General features: G+C 66.3%; 12 protein-coding genes. 7 read left to right on the forward strand and 5 right to left on the reverse strand.

The genetic code is table 11. The annotated features are described in order from the left end of the window. Window positions 1–64: 64 nt before the first annotated feature. The gene (locus XH87_RS17095) at window positions 65–982 is read left to right on the forward strand and encodes an SDR family NAD(P)-dependent oxidoreductase (RefSeq protein ID WP_271588170.1); all 918 of its coding nucleotides are present in this window, start codon (window positions 65–67) and stop codon (window positions 980–982) included. Then, on the forward strand, window positions 979–2,217 hold the full coding sequence (locus XH87_RS17100) for an NAD(P)/FAD-dependent oxidoreductase (RefSeq protein WP_271588341.1): 1,239 nt from the start codon (window positions 979–981) through the stop codon (window positions 2,215–2,217). Before XH87_RS17095 ends, XH87_RS17100 begins: the two co-directional genes overlap by 4 nt. Window positions 2,218–2,298: 81 nt before the next feature. On the opposite strand, the gene XH87_RS17105 is transcribed toward XH87_RS17100, so the two are convergent. From XH87_RS17105 to XH87_RS17115, 3 genes are all read right to left on the reverse strand, one after another. Continuing rightward, on the reverse strand, window positions 2,299–3,378 hold the full coding sequence (locus XH87_RS17105) for a D-TA family PLP-dependent enzyme (protein WP_271588171.1): 1,080 nt from the start codon (window positions 3,376–3,378) through the stop codon (window positions 2,299–2,301). A gap of 112 nt (window positions 3,379–3,490) precedes the next feature. Beyond that, window positions 3,491–5,302, reverse strand: coding sequence for an ABC-F family ATP-binding cassette domain-containing protein (locus tag XH87_RS17110; RefSeq protein ID WP_271588172.1), 1,812 nt, complete (start codon window positions 5,300–5,302; stop codon window positions 3,491–3,493). A gap of 2 nt (window positions 5,303–5,304) precedes the next feature. Further along, window positions 5,305–5,796: a YaiI/YqxD family protein gene (locus tag XH87_RS17115; RefSeq protein ID WP_271588173.1), complete on the reverse strand. Its 492-nt coding sequence runs from the start codon at window positions 5,794–5,796 to the stop codon at window positions 5,305–5,307. A gap of 106 nt (window positions 5,797–5,902) precedes the next feature. On the opposite strand from XH87_RS17115, the gene XH87_RS17120 reads away from it, so the two are divergent. Next, entirely contained in the window at window positions 5,903–6,703 is an 801-nt protein-coding gene (locus XH87_RS17120) for a hypothetical protein (RefSeq protein ID WP_271588174.1), read from the forward strand. Between the two features lie 169 nt (window positions 6,704–6,872). Here XH87_RS17120 and XH87_RS17125 read toward each other — a convergent pair whose 3' ends face one another. Further along, entirely contained in the window at window positions 6,873–9,245 is a 2,373-nt protein-coding gene (locus tag XH87_RS17125; RefSeq protein ID WP_271588175.1) for a xanthine dehydrogenase family protein molybdopterin-binding subunit, read from the reverse strand. Between the two features lie 209 nt (window positions 9,246–9,454). On the opposite strand from XH87_RS17125, the gene XH87_RS17130 reads away from it, so the two are divergent. Together XH87_RS17130 and XH87_RS17135 are read left to right on the forward strand one after the other, a co-directional pair. Beyond that, a complete protein-coding gene (locus XH87_RS17130) occupies window positions 9,455–10,528 on the forward strand; it encodes a Ppx/GppA phosphatase family protein (protein ID WP_271588176.1) in 1,074 nt (357 codons plus the stop codon). Between the two features lies 1 nt (window position 10,529). Beyond that, window positions 10,530–11,222 (forward strand): RlmE family RNA methyltransferase, encoded by a 693-nt coding sequence (locus XH87_RS17135; protein ID WP_271588177.1) that lies wholly within the window; start codon window positions 10,530–10,532, stop codon window positions 11,220–11,222. 82 nt (window positions 11,223–11,304) lie between these two features. Here XH87_RS17135 and XH87_RS17140 read toward each other — a convergent pair whose 3' ends face one another. Further along, window positions 11,305–12,795 carry an MFS transporter gene (locus tag XH87_RS17140; protein ID WP_271588178.1) on the reverse strand — a complete coding sequence of 497 codons (1,491 nt, stop codon included), beginning with the start codon at window positions 12,793–12,795 and terminating at the stop codon, window positions 11,305–11,307. A 390-nt stretch (window positions 12,796–13,185) separates the two neighbouring features. Between XH87_RS17140 and guaB the strand changes: the two genes are divergently transcribed. Continuing rightward, a complete protein-coding gene (guaB, locus tag XH87_RS17145; protein ID WP_035706054.1) occupies window positions 13,186–14,679 on the forward strand; it encodes an IMP dehydrogenase in 1,494 nt (497 codons plus the stop codon). Between the two features lie 269 nt (window positions 14,680–14,948). Next, window positions 14,949–15,971, forward strand: coding sequence for an NADP-dependent oxidoreductase (locus XH87_RS17150; RefSeq protein ID WP_271588179.1), 1,023 nt, complete (start codon window positions 14,949–14,951; stop codon window positions 15,969–15,971). Window positions 15,972–16,121 lie beyond the last annotated feature (150 nt).

Genomic DNA, 16,121 nt, shown 5'->3' on the forward strand with positions numbered 1-16,121 from the left:
CTGTCGATTTGACGGCTGGCCGGGTCAAGCCCGGCCATGACGACTAGCATGTAGGAAAGCATTCATGGCAATCAGGTTCGACGGACGCGTCGCCATCGTCACCGGCGCGGGCAATGGTCTTGGCAAGGCGCATGCGCTGGGGCTGGCCAGCCGAGGCGCGAAAGTCGTGGTCAACGATTTCGGCGGCGCGCGTGACGGCACCGGCGGCTCGCTGTCGCCGGCCGAATCCGTGGTCGAGGAGATCCGCAAGGCCGGCGGCACGGCGATGGCCGACGGCGCTGATGTCTCGAACTTCGAGCAGGTCACCGCCATGGTCGAGCGCGCCACCAGGGAGTGGGGCAGCGTCGACCTCTTGTGCGCCAATGCCGGCATCCTGCGCGACAAGTCGTTCGGCAAGATGGAAGCGGCCGATTTCCAGAAGGTGCTCGACGTGCATCTCGTCGGCACCTTCTACTGCTGCAAGGCGGCCTGGGCCGGCATGCGCGACCGCAACTATGGACGCATCGTGCTGACCACCTCGTCCTCCGGCCTCTACGGCAATTTCGGCCAGGCCAATTACGGCGCGGCGAAATCCGGCATGGTCGGCCTGATGAACGTGCTCGCCGAAGAGGGGCGCAAGAACAACATCCGCGTCAACATCATCTCGCCGACGGCGGCGACCCGCATGACGGAAGAGCTGCTGCCGCCCCAGGCGCTGCAACTGATGAAGCCGAACGCGATCACGCCCGCGGTCGAGTATATGCTCAGCGAGGACGCGCCCACCCGCACCATCATGGGCGCCGGTGCCGGCTCCTTCGCCGTGATCAAGATTCTGGAGAGCGAAGGCATCAACCTGCCGGAGAGCGAGTGGACGCCCGATGCGGTTGCCGCACATTTCGCAGAGATCAGCGACATGTCGAAGGCGAAAGCGCTGCAAGGCGCCTTCGAGCAGACGCAGAAATACGTCGCGCAGGCCGCGGCACGGGCGGGGATCAAGCTCTGACGGCCGTCGCCGTCATCGGCGCCGGTCCCGCCGGGCTGATGGCGGCGGAGGTGCTGGCGCAGGGCGGCGTCCGCGTCACCGTCTACGACGCGATGCCGTCCGCAGGCCGCAAATTCCTGATGGCCGGCCGCGGCGGCCTCAATCTCACCCACAGCGAGCCGCTGCCGCAGTTCTTGGCACGCTATCGCGAGGCAGCACCTAAGCTGCAAGCGGCAATCGAGGCGTTCCCGCCGGACGCGCTGCGCGCCTGGAGCGAGGCGCTGGGCGAGGCGACCTTCGTCGGCACCAGCGGGCGGGTGTTCCCGAAAGCGTTCAAGGCTTCGCCCTTGCTGCGCGCGTGGCTGCGTCGGCTCGATGCCGCCGGGGTGCGCTTTGCGTTTCGTCACCGCTGGATTGGCCGGGACGAGCACGGCCGGTTGCTGTTTCGCACCGGCGACGGCGAACGGTCGATCGAGGCCAGGGCAGTGGTGCTCGCCCTCGGCGGCGCAAGCTGGCCGCGGCTGGGATCGGACGGCGGCTGGGTCGATCTTCTCGCCGCAAGGGGCATTGCCGTCTCGAAGCTCCGGCCGGCGAATTCCGGCTTCACTGTGGCTTGGTCCGATGTGTTTCGCGGCCGCTTCGAGGGCCAGCCGCTCAAGGGCGTGGCGCTGACGATTGGTGCGCACACGGTGCGCGGCGAAGCGATGGTGACGCGCAGCGGCATCGAAGGCGGTGCGATCTACGCGCTGTCGGCCGAGCTGCGCGAGGCGGTGCTGAATCTCGGGCAGGCGATGCTGATGATCGCGCTGCGGCCGGACCTTGCCGTCGCCGACCTGAAAACGCGCCTGTCTGGCACGCGCGGCAAGCAATCGCTGGCAAACTTTCTGCGCAAGGCGGCGCAATTGTCGCCGGTCGGTATCGGCCTGATGCAGGAGGCGGCCATCGCATCCGGCCGGCCGCTGGCGTCGTTCGCACCGGCCGAGCTCGCGCGCCTGATCAACGCAATTCCGGTTCGGCTCACCGGCGTCGCCCCGATCGATCGGGCGATCTCGACGGCAGGCGGAATCATTTTCGACGAACTCGACGAACACTTCATGTTGCGCAAGTTGCCAGGCGTGTTTGCCGCGGGCGAGATGCTGGACTGGGAGGCGCCGACCGGTGGCTATCTGTTGCAGGCCTCGTTCGCGACGGGCGCTGCCGCGGGCAGGGGTGCTCTGGAGTGGCTTGCCGGTGCAACGCCGTCATTGCGAGCGTAGCGAAGCAATCCAGGCTGTCTCTGCGCAGGGATTCTGGATTGCTTCGCTACGCTCGCAATGACGAGTGTGGAAGCGGCGCGCCTACCGCAACTTCCCCCGCGCCGCGACCGGCAGCGTGCCGATGATCTCCTCGCCGCGCACCATCACCACTTCGTCCATCATGTTGACGACGACGCAGACGTGGTTCGGCACGATGCGGACGACGTCGCCGACATTCGGCCGCGTGTTGCTGCGGGAGAGGTCGAGGAAGCCGTGCTCCTCGGCGAATTTTGCGATCTTGGCTTCGGGATGCTCCAGGATCAGGCCGTGGCCGTCGAGGCCGCCGGTGTCCGTGGTTAGCGTCTTCGACCCGGCATCGAGGATGCCGCGCTCGGGCGCGGCGCGACTCACCACGGTCGAATAGATGTGCAGGGCGCAATCGTCCCAGGTCGCCGAGCCTGCGGCGACCTGCATGCGGTCGTTGTAGATATACGTGCCGAAGCGATGCTCGGTGCCGCCCTTGAGCTTGCCGATGTTGACGAGGTTCGGCGTGCCGCCGGTCGAGACGATCCTGGCATCGAGCCCGTGCGCCCGCACACCGGCCAGCGCCTCGTCGTAGAACTTCTGTGCCTCAGCCCAGCCGGTCTCGGTCGGGTACAGCAGGAATCCGGCGAACTGCAGCCCCTTGGACGCCGCGATCTCGCGCGCCAGCGCAATCGCCTCGGCCGGGGTCTCGACGCCCGCGCGCTTGCGGCCGGTGTCGCATTCGACCACGACCGAGAGCGGACGCCCCGATGCTGCCGCTGCCTTGGGCAACCCCGCGACGACGGTCGAATTGTCGGCGGCCACCGTCATGTTCGCCTTCGCCTGCAACGCGCCGAGGCGCGCCATCTTCTCGTCGCCGAGGAGGTTGTAGCTGATCAGGATGTCGTCGATGCCGGCATTGGCCATGATTTCGGCTTCCCCGAGCTTCTGGCAGGTGATGCCCTTGGCGCCGGCTGCGACCTGCATCCTGGCGATGGTCGGGTTCTTGTGCGTCTTGATGTGGGGACGGTTGGCGATGCTGGCGTCGTCGCAGGCCTTCTGGATGCGCGCGATGTTGCGCTCGACCCGGTCCATGTCGATGACGGCGCAGGGCGTACCGTATTCGCGGGCGATTCTGGCGGCGAGGGGAGTTGTCATATGATGTCTCTATGTTCGGTTCTGTAGGATGGGTAGAGCGCAGCGAAACCCATCATTTGCAGCAACCGGGCAGGTGTCGATGGGTTTCGCTTCGCTCTACCCATCCTACGATTTAAGCCTGTTCTATCTCTTCGCGGAGCATTTCGAGTTCGAGCCAGCGCTCTTCGGCAGCGGACAATTCTTCATGCGCCTTGGCGATCGCGGCGGAGGTGTCGTCGAATGTCTTGCGATCCCTGGCGTAGAGGCTGGGATCGTTGAGCACGCGCTGCAGCTTGGCGATATCGGCCTGCAACGCTTCCATCTTCTTCGGCAGCGTTTCCAGCGCGTGCTTCTCGTTGAAGCTCAGCTTTCGCTTGGGCGCGGATGCTAGAGCAGCAGGCCGCTCCTCTTTCTTCTCCGCCGGGGCTTGCGCCTTCGCCGTTTCGCGTTTCAGGTCCGCGCCGCGCTGCGCCAGCATGTCGCTGTAGCCGCCGGCATATTCGATCCACTTGCCATTGCCCTCGGGCGCGATCACAGAGGTGACGACGCGGTCGAGGAAGTCGCGGTCGTGGCTGATCAGGATGACCGTGCCTTCGTAATCGCCGAGCATCTCCTCGAGCACGTCGAGCGTTTCGAGATCGAGATCGTTGGTCGGCTCGTCCAGCACCAGCAGGTTGGACGGCTTGGCCAGCGCGCGCGCCAGCATCAGCCGGCCGCGCTCGCCGCCGGAGAGCACTTCGAGCGGCGTGCCGCGCTGCTCCTGCGCGAACAAAAAGTCCTTCATGTAGCCGACGACGTGCTTCGGCTTGCCACCGACCATGACGTGATCGCCGCGGCCACCGGTGAGGGCTTCCGCCAGCGTCGATTTGGGATCGAGGCTTTCGCGGTGCTGGTCGAGCGTCGCCATCTCCAGATTGGCGCCTAACCGTACCGTGCCGGAATCAGGCTGCATGCCGCCGGTGAGCAGGTTGACCAGCGTGGTCTTGCCGGCACCGTTCGGCCCGCTGATGCCGAGCCGGTCGCCGCGCTGGATGCGGGTCGAAAAGTTCTCGACGATCTTGCGATCGCCATAGGCCTTGGTGATGGATTTCGCCTCGATCACCAACTTGCCGGATTGCTCGGCTTCGCTAGCTGCGAGATTGGCGCTGCCGGCGGTGCTGCGATAGTTGCGGCGCCGGTCGCGCAGCGCATGCAGATTGGCGAGGCGCTTGACGTTGCGCTTGCGCCGACCCGAGACGCCGTGGCGCAGCCAGTGCTCCTCGTCGGCGATCTTGCGGTCGAGCTTGTGCTGGTCGCGCTCTTCTTCCGCGAGCACCTCGTCGCGCCAGGTCTCGAACGAGGCGAAGCCGCGGTCGATCTGCTTGATCTTGCCGCGGTCGAGCCATGCCGTGGAGCGCGACAGATTGGTGAGGAAGCGGCGGTCGTGACTGATGATCACGAGTGCGCTGCGGCGGCCATCGAGTTCCTGTTCCAGCCATTCGATGGTGGCGAGATCGAGATGGTTGGTCGGCTCGTCCAGCAGCAGAATGTCGGGAGAGGGAGCCAGCACATAGGCCAGCGCCGCGCGACGGGCCTCGCCACCGGAGAGATCATGCGGGTTCTCGTCGCCCGTGAGGCCGAGCTGCTCCAGCAGATAGCGCGCCTGGTGCTGGTCGTCGCCGGGCGCGAGCCCGGACTCGACATAGGCAAGCGTGGTCTTGTGCTCGCCGAAATCCGGCTCCTGCGGCAGGTAGCGCACGGTGGCGCCGGGCTGCACGAAGCGGGTGCCGCCATCGGGCTCGACGAGGCCGGCGGCGATCTTGAGCAGCGTCGACTTGCCGGAGCCGTTGCGGCCGATCAGGCAGACGCGCTCACCCGGCGCGACGTTGAGCTCGACCCCGCTGAGGAGCGGCGTGCCGCCGAAGGTCAGCCTGATGTCTTTGAGTTGGATCAGCGGCGGCGCCATGATCAGCCCTGACTCGTAGCGGCCTGGTCGGCGCGGCGGCGCTGGATCCGGCGCAGCGTCTGGTCGAGCGCCGAGAGGAAGGCGGAGCGGTCGCGCGGCGCGAACGATCGCGGCCCGCCGGTGACTTCGCCGGCCGAGCGCAGATCGGTCATCAGATTGCGCACCGCCAGCGTCATCCCGATCGATTCCTCGGTGAACGGCTTGCCGTTCGGCGCGATCACGTCGGCGCCCGCCTTCACGCACCGGCTCGCCAGCGGAATATCCGATGTCACGACCACGTCGCCGGACCTGGCGCGCTCCGCGATCCAGTCGTCCGCTGCGTCCATGCCGGCACCTGCGGCGATGCGCTCGATCAGCGGATCCTGAGGCACGCGAATGAAGTTGCCGGCGACGACGCTCACGGGCACGCCGTGCCGGAGCGCGACGCGGTAGATCTCGTCCTTCACCGGACAGGCGTCGGCGTCGACATAGATGCGGGTGGGGGCGACATTCATTCGCCGCGTGGTACCCCATTCGCGCCGCAAAGGCGAGGGGATTGACCCTGGTTCCTCAGGCCCTACGATCGCCCTGAAACAACAAGAATATGGGGAAAGCCAAGCCATGCCGAACCGGCTCGAAACCTGGCGCGTCGAGGCCTACAACACCGCCAAGCAGTCCGAAAACAAGATGCATGACGATACGGTCGCCCGCCGCTTCGGCTTTTCCGGCGGACTGGTCCCCGGCGTCGATGTCTTCGCCTACATGATGCACGTGCCGATCGCCCGCTGGGGGCGCGATTTTCTGTCGCGCGGGCTGGTCGAGGCCCGCTTCATCAAGCCGGTCTATGACGGCGAAACCGCCGACGTCGATGCCACCGAGCACAACGACCTGCTCACCATCGAGGTGTTCAGCCGCACCGAGCTTTGCGCCACGGGGACGGCTTCGCTGCCGGCGAAGGCGCCTGCCGTGTCATTGAGCGACTATGTTGCGGTCCCCGCGGTCGCCGAGCGCAAGCCGGTCAGCCCGGCCACCTTCGAGACCGGAAGATGCCTGGGCACAGTGCCGCGCCGATGGGTGGGGCAAGATGCGACCGACTATCTCGCCGACATCAGGGAGACCGATCCGATCTTCGCGCGCGAGGGGCTTGGCCATCCCGGCTTGATCCAGCGCGTGATGAACCGCGTGCTGGTGGACAACACCATCCTGGGCCCGTGGATCCACGTCGGCAGCCGCATGCAGCTGCTGTCCGCCGCACGCGCCGGCGACGAGATCACCGCACGGGCGAAGGTCACCGCGAACTACGAGAAGAAGGGTCACCGCTTCGTCGAGCTAGACGCGCTCGTCGTCGCCAACGGCACGACGGCGCTCGCGCATTGCCAGCACACCGCGATCTACCAGCCGCGCGAGCAGGCGGCGGCGTAGCGGGGGACAGGAAAGGCCAAGCCCGTCACTCCAAAGACGGTGTCATGCCCCGCGAAGGCGGGGCATCCAGTACGCCGCAGCTTTTCGGTCAATCGCTGCCGTCTCGAAGTACTGGATCGCCCGCCTTCGCGGGCGATGACAGTAGAGTTTGTGGCGACGACAGTGCCCCTTACGCCGCCTTGGCCTGCGCCTCCTGGATCGCGCGCCACACCCGCTCGGGGGTCAGCGGCATGTCGATGTGCTTGATGCCGTACTCCGACAGTGCATCGATCACCGCATTCACCACGGTCGACAGGCTGCCGGCGCAGCCGGCTTCGCCGCAGCCCTTGCTGCCGAGCGGATTGGTGGTGGCGGGCACCGGATGATCGCCGACCGTCATGTTCGGCACGTCCTCGGCGCGCGGCAGGGCGTAGTCCATCAGTGAGCCCGTGATCGGCTGGCCGCTCTCGTCGTAGCGGATGTGCTCCATCAGCGCCTGGCCGATGCCCTGGACGACGCCGCCATGGAGCTGGCCCGCGACCAGCATCGGGTTGATCACCGTGCCGAAATCGTTCACGGCGCTGTAGCGCACGATCTGCACGACGCCGGTCTCGGGATCGATCTCGACCTCGGCGACGTGGCAGCCGTTCGGGAAGGCCGAGGGCACCGGCTCGCTGGTATGGTCGACGTCGAGCGAGTCAGGCACGCCCTCCGGCACCTTGCCGTCGTGCAGGCGCTTGGCCAGCTCCATGATGTCGATGCTGCGATCGGTGCCGGCGATGGTGAAGCTGCCGCCTTCGAACTCGATGTCGGCCTCGGAGGCCTCCAGCATATGCGCAGCGGCGCGCTTGCCCTTCTCGATCACGAGCTTGGCAGCGCCCGCGATCGCCATGCCGCTCGCCGTGATCGAGCGCGAGCCGCCGGTGCCGTTGCCGCTGTGGACGATGTCGCTGTCGCCCTGCACCAGCTTGACGCTCTCGAACGGAACGCCGAGCTGCTGGCACAGCACCTGCGCGAACGGGGTCGCATGACCCTGGCCGTAATCGAGCGTGCCGGTGATGAGCTGCACGGTGCCGTCAGGATCGAACACGATCTTGCCGAGCTCCGGGCTCGGCGGCGCGGTGACTTCGAGATAGGAGCCGACGGCGATGCCGCGCAGCTTGCCGGCCTTCCTGCTCTCCTTCTTGCGCTTGGCGAAATTCTCGTGGTCGGAGATTTCGAGCGCCTTGTTGAACACCGCCTGGAAGTCGCCGCTGTCATAGGTGACGCCGGAGGAGGCCGGGAACGGCATCTGGTTCGGCTTGATGAAGTTGCGCTTGCGCAAGGTCAGCCGGTTGATGCCCATCTCGTCGGCGGCGCGGTCGATCAGCCGCTCCATGTAGTAGTTCGCCTCGGGCCGGCCGGCGCCGCGATAGGCGCCCATCAACGTGGTGTTGGTCAGCACCGTCTTGATGTCGACCGCCATCAGCGGCGTGCGATAGACGCTGGAGAAATTCTTGCCGGTGTTGAGCGAGAGCGGCCCCGGCGCGACGCCGGTGATGTAGGCGCCCAGATTGCCGTAACCGGACAGCTTCGCCGCGAGAAAATGCCCCTCGGCATCGAGCGCGAGCTCGGCATGGATCTTTTGCGCGCGGCCGTGGCTGTCGGAGAGGAAGCTGGTGGAGCGCTCATCCAGCCACTTCACCGGACGTCCCAGCGCCTTGGCCGCATACAGGATGCACATGTACTCGGGATAGTTGACGTTCTTCATGCCGAAGGAGCCGCCGACATTGGCGGTGAGGATGCGTACCTTCTCGTTCGGCACTTTCAGATTCTTGGCGAGATTGGCGCGGTTGCCGGCCACGCCTTGCGTCGGCACCTGAAGCGTGTAGCGCTCGGTCTTCTTGTCGTAGGAGGCAAGGCCAACGCGCGGCTCCATCGAGACCACGGCGACGCGGGTGTTCTCGATGTCGATTTTGGTGACATGGGCGGCGCTGGCAAAGGCCGCGTTGACCTTGTCCATGTCGCCAAAGTGGTAGTCGAGTGCGACATTGTTCGGGATGTGGTCGTAGAGCTGCGGCGCGCCGGGCTTGGCGGCCTCCTCGGGATCGGTCACCGCCGGCAGCGGCTCGATGTCGAGCTCGACCGCCTCGGCGGCGTCGCGCGCCTGCGCCAGCGTCTCCGCCACCACGAAGGCGACGGGATCGCCGACGAAGCGGACCTTGTCGGTCGCCAGCGGCTGGCGGTTGGTCTGGAGCAGGGGCGAGCCGTCACGGCTTTTCAGCGGCAGGCCGCAGGTGAAGGGGCCATAACCGGCGGCATCGAGATCCTTGCCGGTCCACACCCCCAACACGCCCGGCATCGCCTTGGCGGCCTCGCTGTTGATGCCGCGGATGACGCCATGGGCATGGGTGGAGCGGACGATCACGGCATAGGCCTGGCCGGGCAGGTTGAAATCGTCGGTGTAGCGGCCCTTGCCGCGCACCAGCGTGTCGTCCTCCTTGCGGCGAACCGGTTGCCCGACGCCATATTTTTGCAGTGCAATAGCGTTCTCGATCGTGGACGATTTGGTGTGTTCTTGCATGGAATTGACCTGAAAAGCCGGCATTTGCGCATTTTCGCGGCAGCGGAGGACCGGACCCTGTTCAGATAACCCACCGCCCCGTTCACGACAACGCACGAATGGGCATGGTCCCATGTGATGCGTTGTTGCGCAGGGCGACCGCGCTGCTAATGTTTCAGGCGAAAAATCAATTCCAGACCGGCCCGACCGGCCGCGGAAAGACAGTTTGTATGAATGACCACACGCGGCTCCGCGACGGCCATCGGCCGCACGGCGAGCTGGAGGGGTCGATGGCGGCGGTGGCGCTGGCCGCCGGTCCGGCCGTCGGTGCGCAAGCGCCGGGAACCGGCGTCTATGCGGCGCTGGACCTCGGCACCAACAATTGCAGGCTGCTGATCGCCTGTCCGACTCATGACGGCTTTCGCGTCGTCGATTCCTTCTCGCGCATCATCCGGCTCGGAGAGGGCGTCTCGGCGACCGGTTGCATCAGCGACGCCGCGATCGAGCGCGCCATTGCGGCGCTCAGCATCTGCCGCGACAAGATCAACTTGCGGAAGGCGCGGCGGCTGCGGCTGATCGCGACCGAAGCCTGCCGCGCCGCATCGAATGCGGAGGGGTTCCGCAGCCGGGTTGCGGCCGAGACGGGCATCGAGCTCGAGGTGATCGACCGCGAGACCGAGGCCTCGCTCGCCGTGCTCGGCTGCTCGCCGCTGGTCGACTCCAGAGGACGCGGCGCCATCCTGTTCGACATCGGCGGCGGCTCGACCGAGCTGGTGCGGATCGAGCGCGACGCTGAAAATCCGCAGCCGCGCATCAAAGCCTGGATGTCGATCCCCTATGGCGTCGTCACGCTTGCCGAGCAGTTCGGCGGCCGCGACGTCACGCCGGAGATCTACGCTGCGATGGAGCAGGAGGTCGCGAACCACGTCGCGCCGTTCGCCGAGGAGCACGGCCGCGATCTCGCGGACATGCATCTGCTCGGAACCTCCGGCACGGTGACGACGCTCGCCGGCATCCATCTCAATCTTGCGCGCTACGACCGCCGCCGCATCGACAGCATCTGGATGAACGATTCCGACATCACCGCGACCATCAACAAGCTGCTCGGCATGAGCTACGAGGAGCGCGCGAACAACAACTGCATCAGCGTCGAGCGCGCCGACCTCGTGCTGGCCGGCTGCGCCATCCTCGATGCCATCCGCCGCGCCTTTCCGCTGCCGCGCCTGCGCGTCGCCGACCGCGGTCTGCGCGAAGGCATGCTGGTCGAGATGATGCGCGAGGACGGCGCGCTCAGGAGCTGGTGAGATGGCCAAGGACACCACCGGCCGCTTGCACGTCCAGGTCAAGACCAAGGTCAAGACCGGCGGCAAGCGCAAATTGTCGTCGAAGCTTTGGCTGGAGCGGCAGCTCAACGATCCCTATGTGGCCAAGGCCAGGGCGGCAGGCTATCGCTCCCGCGCCGCGTTCAAGCTCTTGGAGATGGACGACAAGTTCCGGTTCTTGAAGCCCGGCATGGCCGTGGTCGACCTCGGCGCGGCCCCCGGCGGCTGGAGCCAGATCGCCGCCAAGCGCGTCGGCTCCACGGAAGGCAAGGGCAAGGTGGTCGCGATCGATCTCTTGGAGATGCCGGAGATTCCCGGCGTCGATTTCGCGCAGCTCGACTTCATGGACAACGACGCGCCCGAAAAACTCACCACGATGCTGGGCGGCGGCGCCGACGTCGTGATGTCCGACATGGCCGCCAACACGACAGGTCACCGCAAGACCGACCAGCTCCGCATCGTCGGCCTGGTCGAGACCGCCGCAGCCTTTGCCTGCGATGTGCTCAAGCCCGGCGGCACGTTCCTCGCCAAGACGTTCCAGAGCGGAGCCGACGCCGACCTGCTCGCCCAGCTCAAGCGCGATTTTGCAACGGTGCGTCATGTGAAACCGGCGGCGAGCCGGCAGGATTCCTCGGAGCGCTACGTGCTGGCGACGGGATTTCGGGGAGCTGTCTGAGCCGACCTCCGCTGTCGTCCCTGCGAACGCACTGCCTTCGCAGGGACGACACCGAATGTGTGGTGTCTTCGTCCGTTGCCGACTACCCCAGCCGCTGATCCCGCACGTCCTGCGTATCCTCGCTCGCCGCCTTGACGGCGGCCTTGGCCGCGCCCTTGCCGGCGCCCTTGCGGCTCGCGATCTCCACCGCCTTGCGGCCGGAGATCTCGTGGCCGGCATCCGCAGGCATCTGCCAGAAGAACCAGCTCGAGGCGGCCGAGGTCAGCGCCACCACGACGAAGGCCGGTGCGAACACGGTGGCGTTGAGCTCGCTGACATGGCTGAACCACATCGTGGTCTCGACAGAGGCCGCGCCGACGGCGACGCCGGCGGAGACCGCGAGCTGCTGGTTGACGCTCACGAGCGTGGTGGCACGGCTCATCTGCGCGGTCTCGACGTCGGCATAGGCGACCGTGTTGATCGCGGTGAACTCCAGTGAGCGGAAGAAGCCGCCGACCACCAGGATGACCATGATGATGAGCAGCGGCGTCGTCACCGTGAACAGCGCGCAGACGCCGAGGAAGAAGGCGCTGACGATCGCGTTCACTGTCATCAGATTGCGGAAGCCGAAGGTGCGGATGATCCGCGCCGCCAGCGTCTTCATGCCCATGGCGCCGAGCGAAGAGGCAAAGGTGACGAGGCCGGAATGGAACGGCGACAGCCCGAAGCCTATCTGCATCAGGAGCGGCAGCAAGAACGGCAGCGCGCCGATGCCGAGCCGGAACATGAAGCCGCCGAACACCGCCGCGCGCAGTGTCGGCAGCTTCAGGAGCGAGAAGTCGAGCACCGGCGAGCCCGTGCGCCGGGCGTGCAGGACATACAGTGTCATCGAGATCGCACCGCCCATGACCAGGGTGGCGACCGTGCTCCACGGCAGAAGGTTCAGTCCGGCAACGGAGAGGCCGAACGCGATGCCGGCAAGCCCGATACCCGCGAGCACCATGCCGTAGAGATCGAACGGCTCCTGAGTTTCGCTCTTGATGGGATCGATGAAGCGCAGCGCCATGAAGATGCCGAGCAGCCCGATCGGGATGTTGATCAGGAAGATCCAGTGCCAGGACGCATAGGTGGTGATGAAGCCGCCGAGCGGCGGGCCGATCACGGGGCCGATCAGGGCGGGGACCGTCACCCAGGCCATGGCATTGACCAGCGCGCTCTTGTCGACCGAGCGCAGCAGCACGAGGCGTCCGACCGGCGTCATCATCGCCCCGCCCATGCCTTGCAGGATGCGCGCGAATACGAAATCCGTGACCGAGGTCGAGAGCGCACAGCCGACCGAGCCGACCATGAACACGCCGACCGCGATCGCGAACACCATGCGCGCGCCGAACCGGTCGGCAGTCCAGCCGCTCGCCGGGATGAACACCGCCAGCGACAGCAGGTAGGACGTGATCGCGAGCTTCAGCGTCAGCGGGCTGGTGCCGATGTCGGCCGCGATCGCCGGCAGCGAGGTGGCGATGACAGTCGAATCCATGTTCTCCATGAAGAGAGCAGTGGCCACGATCAGCGGAATGACGCGTTGCTTGTCGACCATGACGGATTGGTTTTTGAAATCGGAAGGACCGGCGGAGTTGCGGCTTATCACCGCCGTCTGCCGGGGACCATTGCGGATCGGTGCATGGCACCTAGATCCCGCGTAACAACGGTGTGACCTTCCCCCTTCGTCATTCCGGGGCTCGCGGCCTCGCCGCGCCCCGGAATGACGAGGGTTGCCCCACCGGGCTATCCCAGCCTGAATCGGCCAAAAAAGCCTGTGCATGGCTGGCAGGCGGCCCGAATTGCTTTGATTCGTCACGCGGCCGTGCTATCGACCGGCGTCAACCCCACCGATGGGCTCCGATTCTTAAGGCGATGCCGCAAGGTACGCCGAGGGCGGCGCTCATCCATAAGCATTTGCGGCAGGGCCGCAGGAAGGAGTTGGCATATGGCCACGGTGCAACTTCAAGGCATCCGCGAAGCCTTTACGTTCGACGACGTGCTGTTGAAGCCGGGCCTGTCCGACGTCATGCCGGGCGAGGCCGACATTCGCTCCCGCGTCACCCGCGCCATTCCGCTCAACATCCCGATCATGGCCTCCGCCATGGACACGGTCACCGAGGCCCGCATGGCGATCGCCATGGCGCAGGCCGGCGGCCTCGGCGTCATTCACCGCAATTTCGATCCTGAGGGGCAGGCTGCCCAGGTGCGGCAGGTCAAGCGCTACGAATCCGGCATGGTGGTGAACCCGCTCACCATCAGCCCCGAGGCCACGCTCGACGACGCGCTGAAGCTGATGAGCGACCATGGGATCTCCGGCATTCCCGTCGTCACCGGCGCCGGCAAGTCGACGCCCGGCAAGCTGGTCGGCATTCTCACCAACCGTGACGTGCGGTTTGCGACCAATCGCCAGCAAAAGATCTCCGAGCTGATGACGCACGAAAACCTCGTCACGGTCCGTGAGAATGTCAGCCAGGACGAGGCGCGGCGGATGCTGCACCAGCACCGCATCGAGAAGCTGCTCGTCGTCGACGAGCAGTATCGCTGCGTCGGTCTCATCACCGTGAAGGACATGGAGAAGGCGGTCGCCCATCCGCTCGCCTGCAAGGACGCGCAAGGGCGCCTGCGCGTCGCTGCGGCCACCACCGTCGGCGACACAGGCTTCGAGCGCACCGAGCGGCTGATCGATGCCGGCGTCGATCTCGTCGTCGTCGACACCGCGCACGGCCATTCCCGCCACGTGCTGCACGCGGTGAACCGCATCAAGCGCCTGTCCAACTCGGTGCAGGTCGTCGCCGGCAACGTCGCCACCACGGAAGGCGCGCAGGCGCTGATCGATGCAGGCGCGGATTGCATCAAGGTCGGCATCGGCCCGGGCTCGATCTGCACCACCCGCATCGTCGCCGGCGTCGGCGTTCCCCAGCTCACCGCGATCATGGATGCGGTGGAGGCGGCGAAGAAGTCGGACATCCCCGTCATCGCCGACGGCGGCATCAAATACTCCGGCGACCTTGCGAAGGCGCTCGCTGCCGGCGCCGATATCGCCATGGTCGGTTCGCTGCTCGCCGGCACCGACGAGACGCCCGGCGAAGTGTTCCTGTGGCAGGGCCGTTCCTACAAGGCCTATCGCGGCATGGGCTCGGTCGGCGCGATGGCGCGGGGATCGGCCGATCGCTACTTCCAGCAGGACATCAAGGACACGCTCAAGCTCGTGCCCGAAGGCATCGAGGGCCAGGTGCCCTACAAGGGGGCGGTCGGCCACGTCATGCACCAGCTCGCCGGCGGCTTGCGCGCCGCGATGGGTTATGTCGGCGCGCGCGACATGAAGGAGCTGCACGAGAAGGCGCAGTTCGTCCGTATCACCGGCGCGGGCCTGCGCGAAAGCCACGTTCACGACGTCACGATCACGCGCGAGAGCCCGAATTATCCGGGCGGGGGTTAGTCGCCGGTCGCGCTTTCAGCTCCGGTCTCGTGCCCCGGACGCAGCGCAGCGCCTCTTCGGTGATGCGCTGCAGAGCCGGGGCCCATATCTCCGCTTTTGCCGTGTTGCGTTCTGGGGTCCCGGCTCTGCGCAGCAACGCTGCGCGTTGCAGCGCGTCCGGGACACGAGAGTGGTGACCGCCTCTGCGACCATCTTCTCCAATCCTTTTGTATTGACGCGCCTCGCTGCCTCCGCTTCCGTTCACGCCGAAACAAAATCCGGAGGAAGCCATGTCCCAAGCCAAACGCATTGTTCTCGCCGCGCGTCCCGTCGGCGAGCCCAAGCCGTCTGATTTTCGCCTGGAGGAATTCGCTGTCCCGACACCGGGGCAGGGCGAAGTCCTGTTGCGCACGATCTGGCTGTCGCTCGATCCCTATATGCGCGGCCGCATGAGCGAGGGGCCGTCCTATGCAGCTCCGGTGCCGCTCGGCGGCGTGATGGAAGGCGAGGCGGTCAGCGAGGTCGCGGCCTCCAACAATCCTGATTTTGCCAAAGGCGACATCGTGCGTATCCGTTCGGGCTGGCAGACGCATGCGATCTCGAACGGCAAGGGGCTGATCAAGGTCGATCCCAAGCTCGGTCCGATCTCGACCTCGATCGGCGTGCTCGGCATGCCCGGCATGACGGCGTACACGGGCCTGCTCGACATCGGCAAGCCGCAACCCGGCGAGACCGTCGTCGTCGCCGGCGCCTCCGGCGCGGTCGGCTCGGCCGTGGGCCAGATCGCCAGGATCAAGGGCGCACGCGCGGTCGGCATTGCCGGCGGCAAGGACAAGTGCGACTACGTGGTGAAGGAGCTCGGCTTCGATGCCTGCATCGATCACCGCGATCCCGATCTCGCCGCCAAGCTCAAGGAGGCCTGCCCGAAGGGCATCGACGTCTATTTCGAGAATGTCGGCGGTGCCGTGTTCGAGGCGGTGTTTCCGCTGCTCAATCCGTTCGCGCGCGTGCCGGTCTGCGGGCTGATCGCCCATTACAACGACACCGAGGCCAAGCCGCCGAAATGGGCCGCCAGCCTGATGCGCGCGACGCTGACCAAGCGCCTGACCTTCCGCGGCTTCATCGTCTCCGACTTCGCCGCCCGCCATGGCGACTTCCTGCGCGACATGTCCGGCTGGGTTCGTGACGGCAAGGTCAAATACAAGGAGTTCGTCACCGAGGGCCTGGAAAGCGCCCCCGGCGCCTTCATGGGCCTGTTGAAGGGCGCCAATTTCGGCAAGCAGCTGGTCCGGGTCGGACCGGACAAGGCCTGACACGCCGCTTCCGCCTCCGGGACGGCGGACATGGTTAACAAAGAGTGATCAATCGGCCACACCTGCTCCGCAAAAGCCGCAGGTGTGATCGCCGGTTCATTGACCCCAAGGCGAAGACGTTGAATCATCGCGCATATTTCAGGTGCTGCG

Origin of the sequence: Bradyrhizobium sp. CCBAU 53415 (assembly GCF_028128735.1) — a bacterium.
Taxonomy (GTDB): Bacteria; Pseudomonadota; Alphaproteobacteria; order Rhizobiales; family Xanthobacteraceae; genus Bradyrhizobium.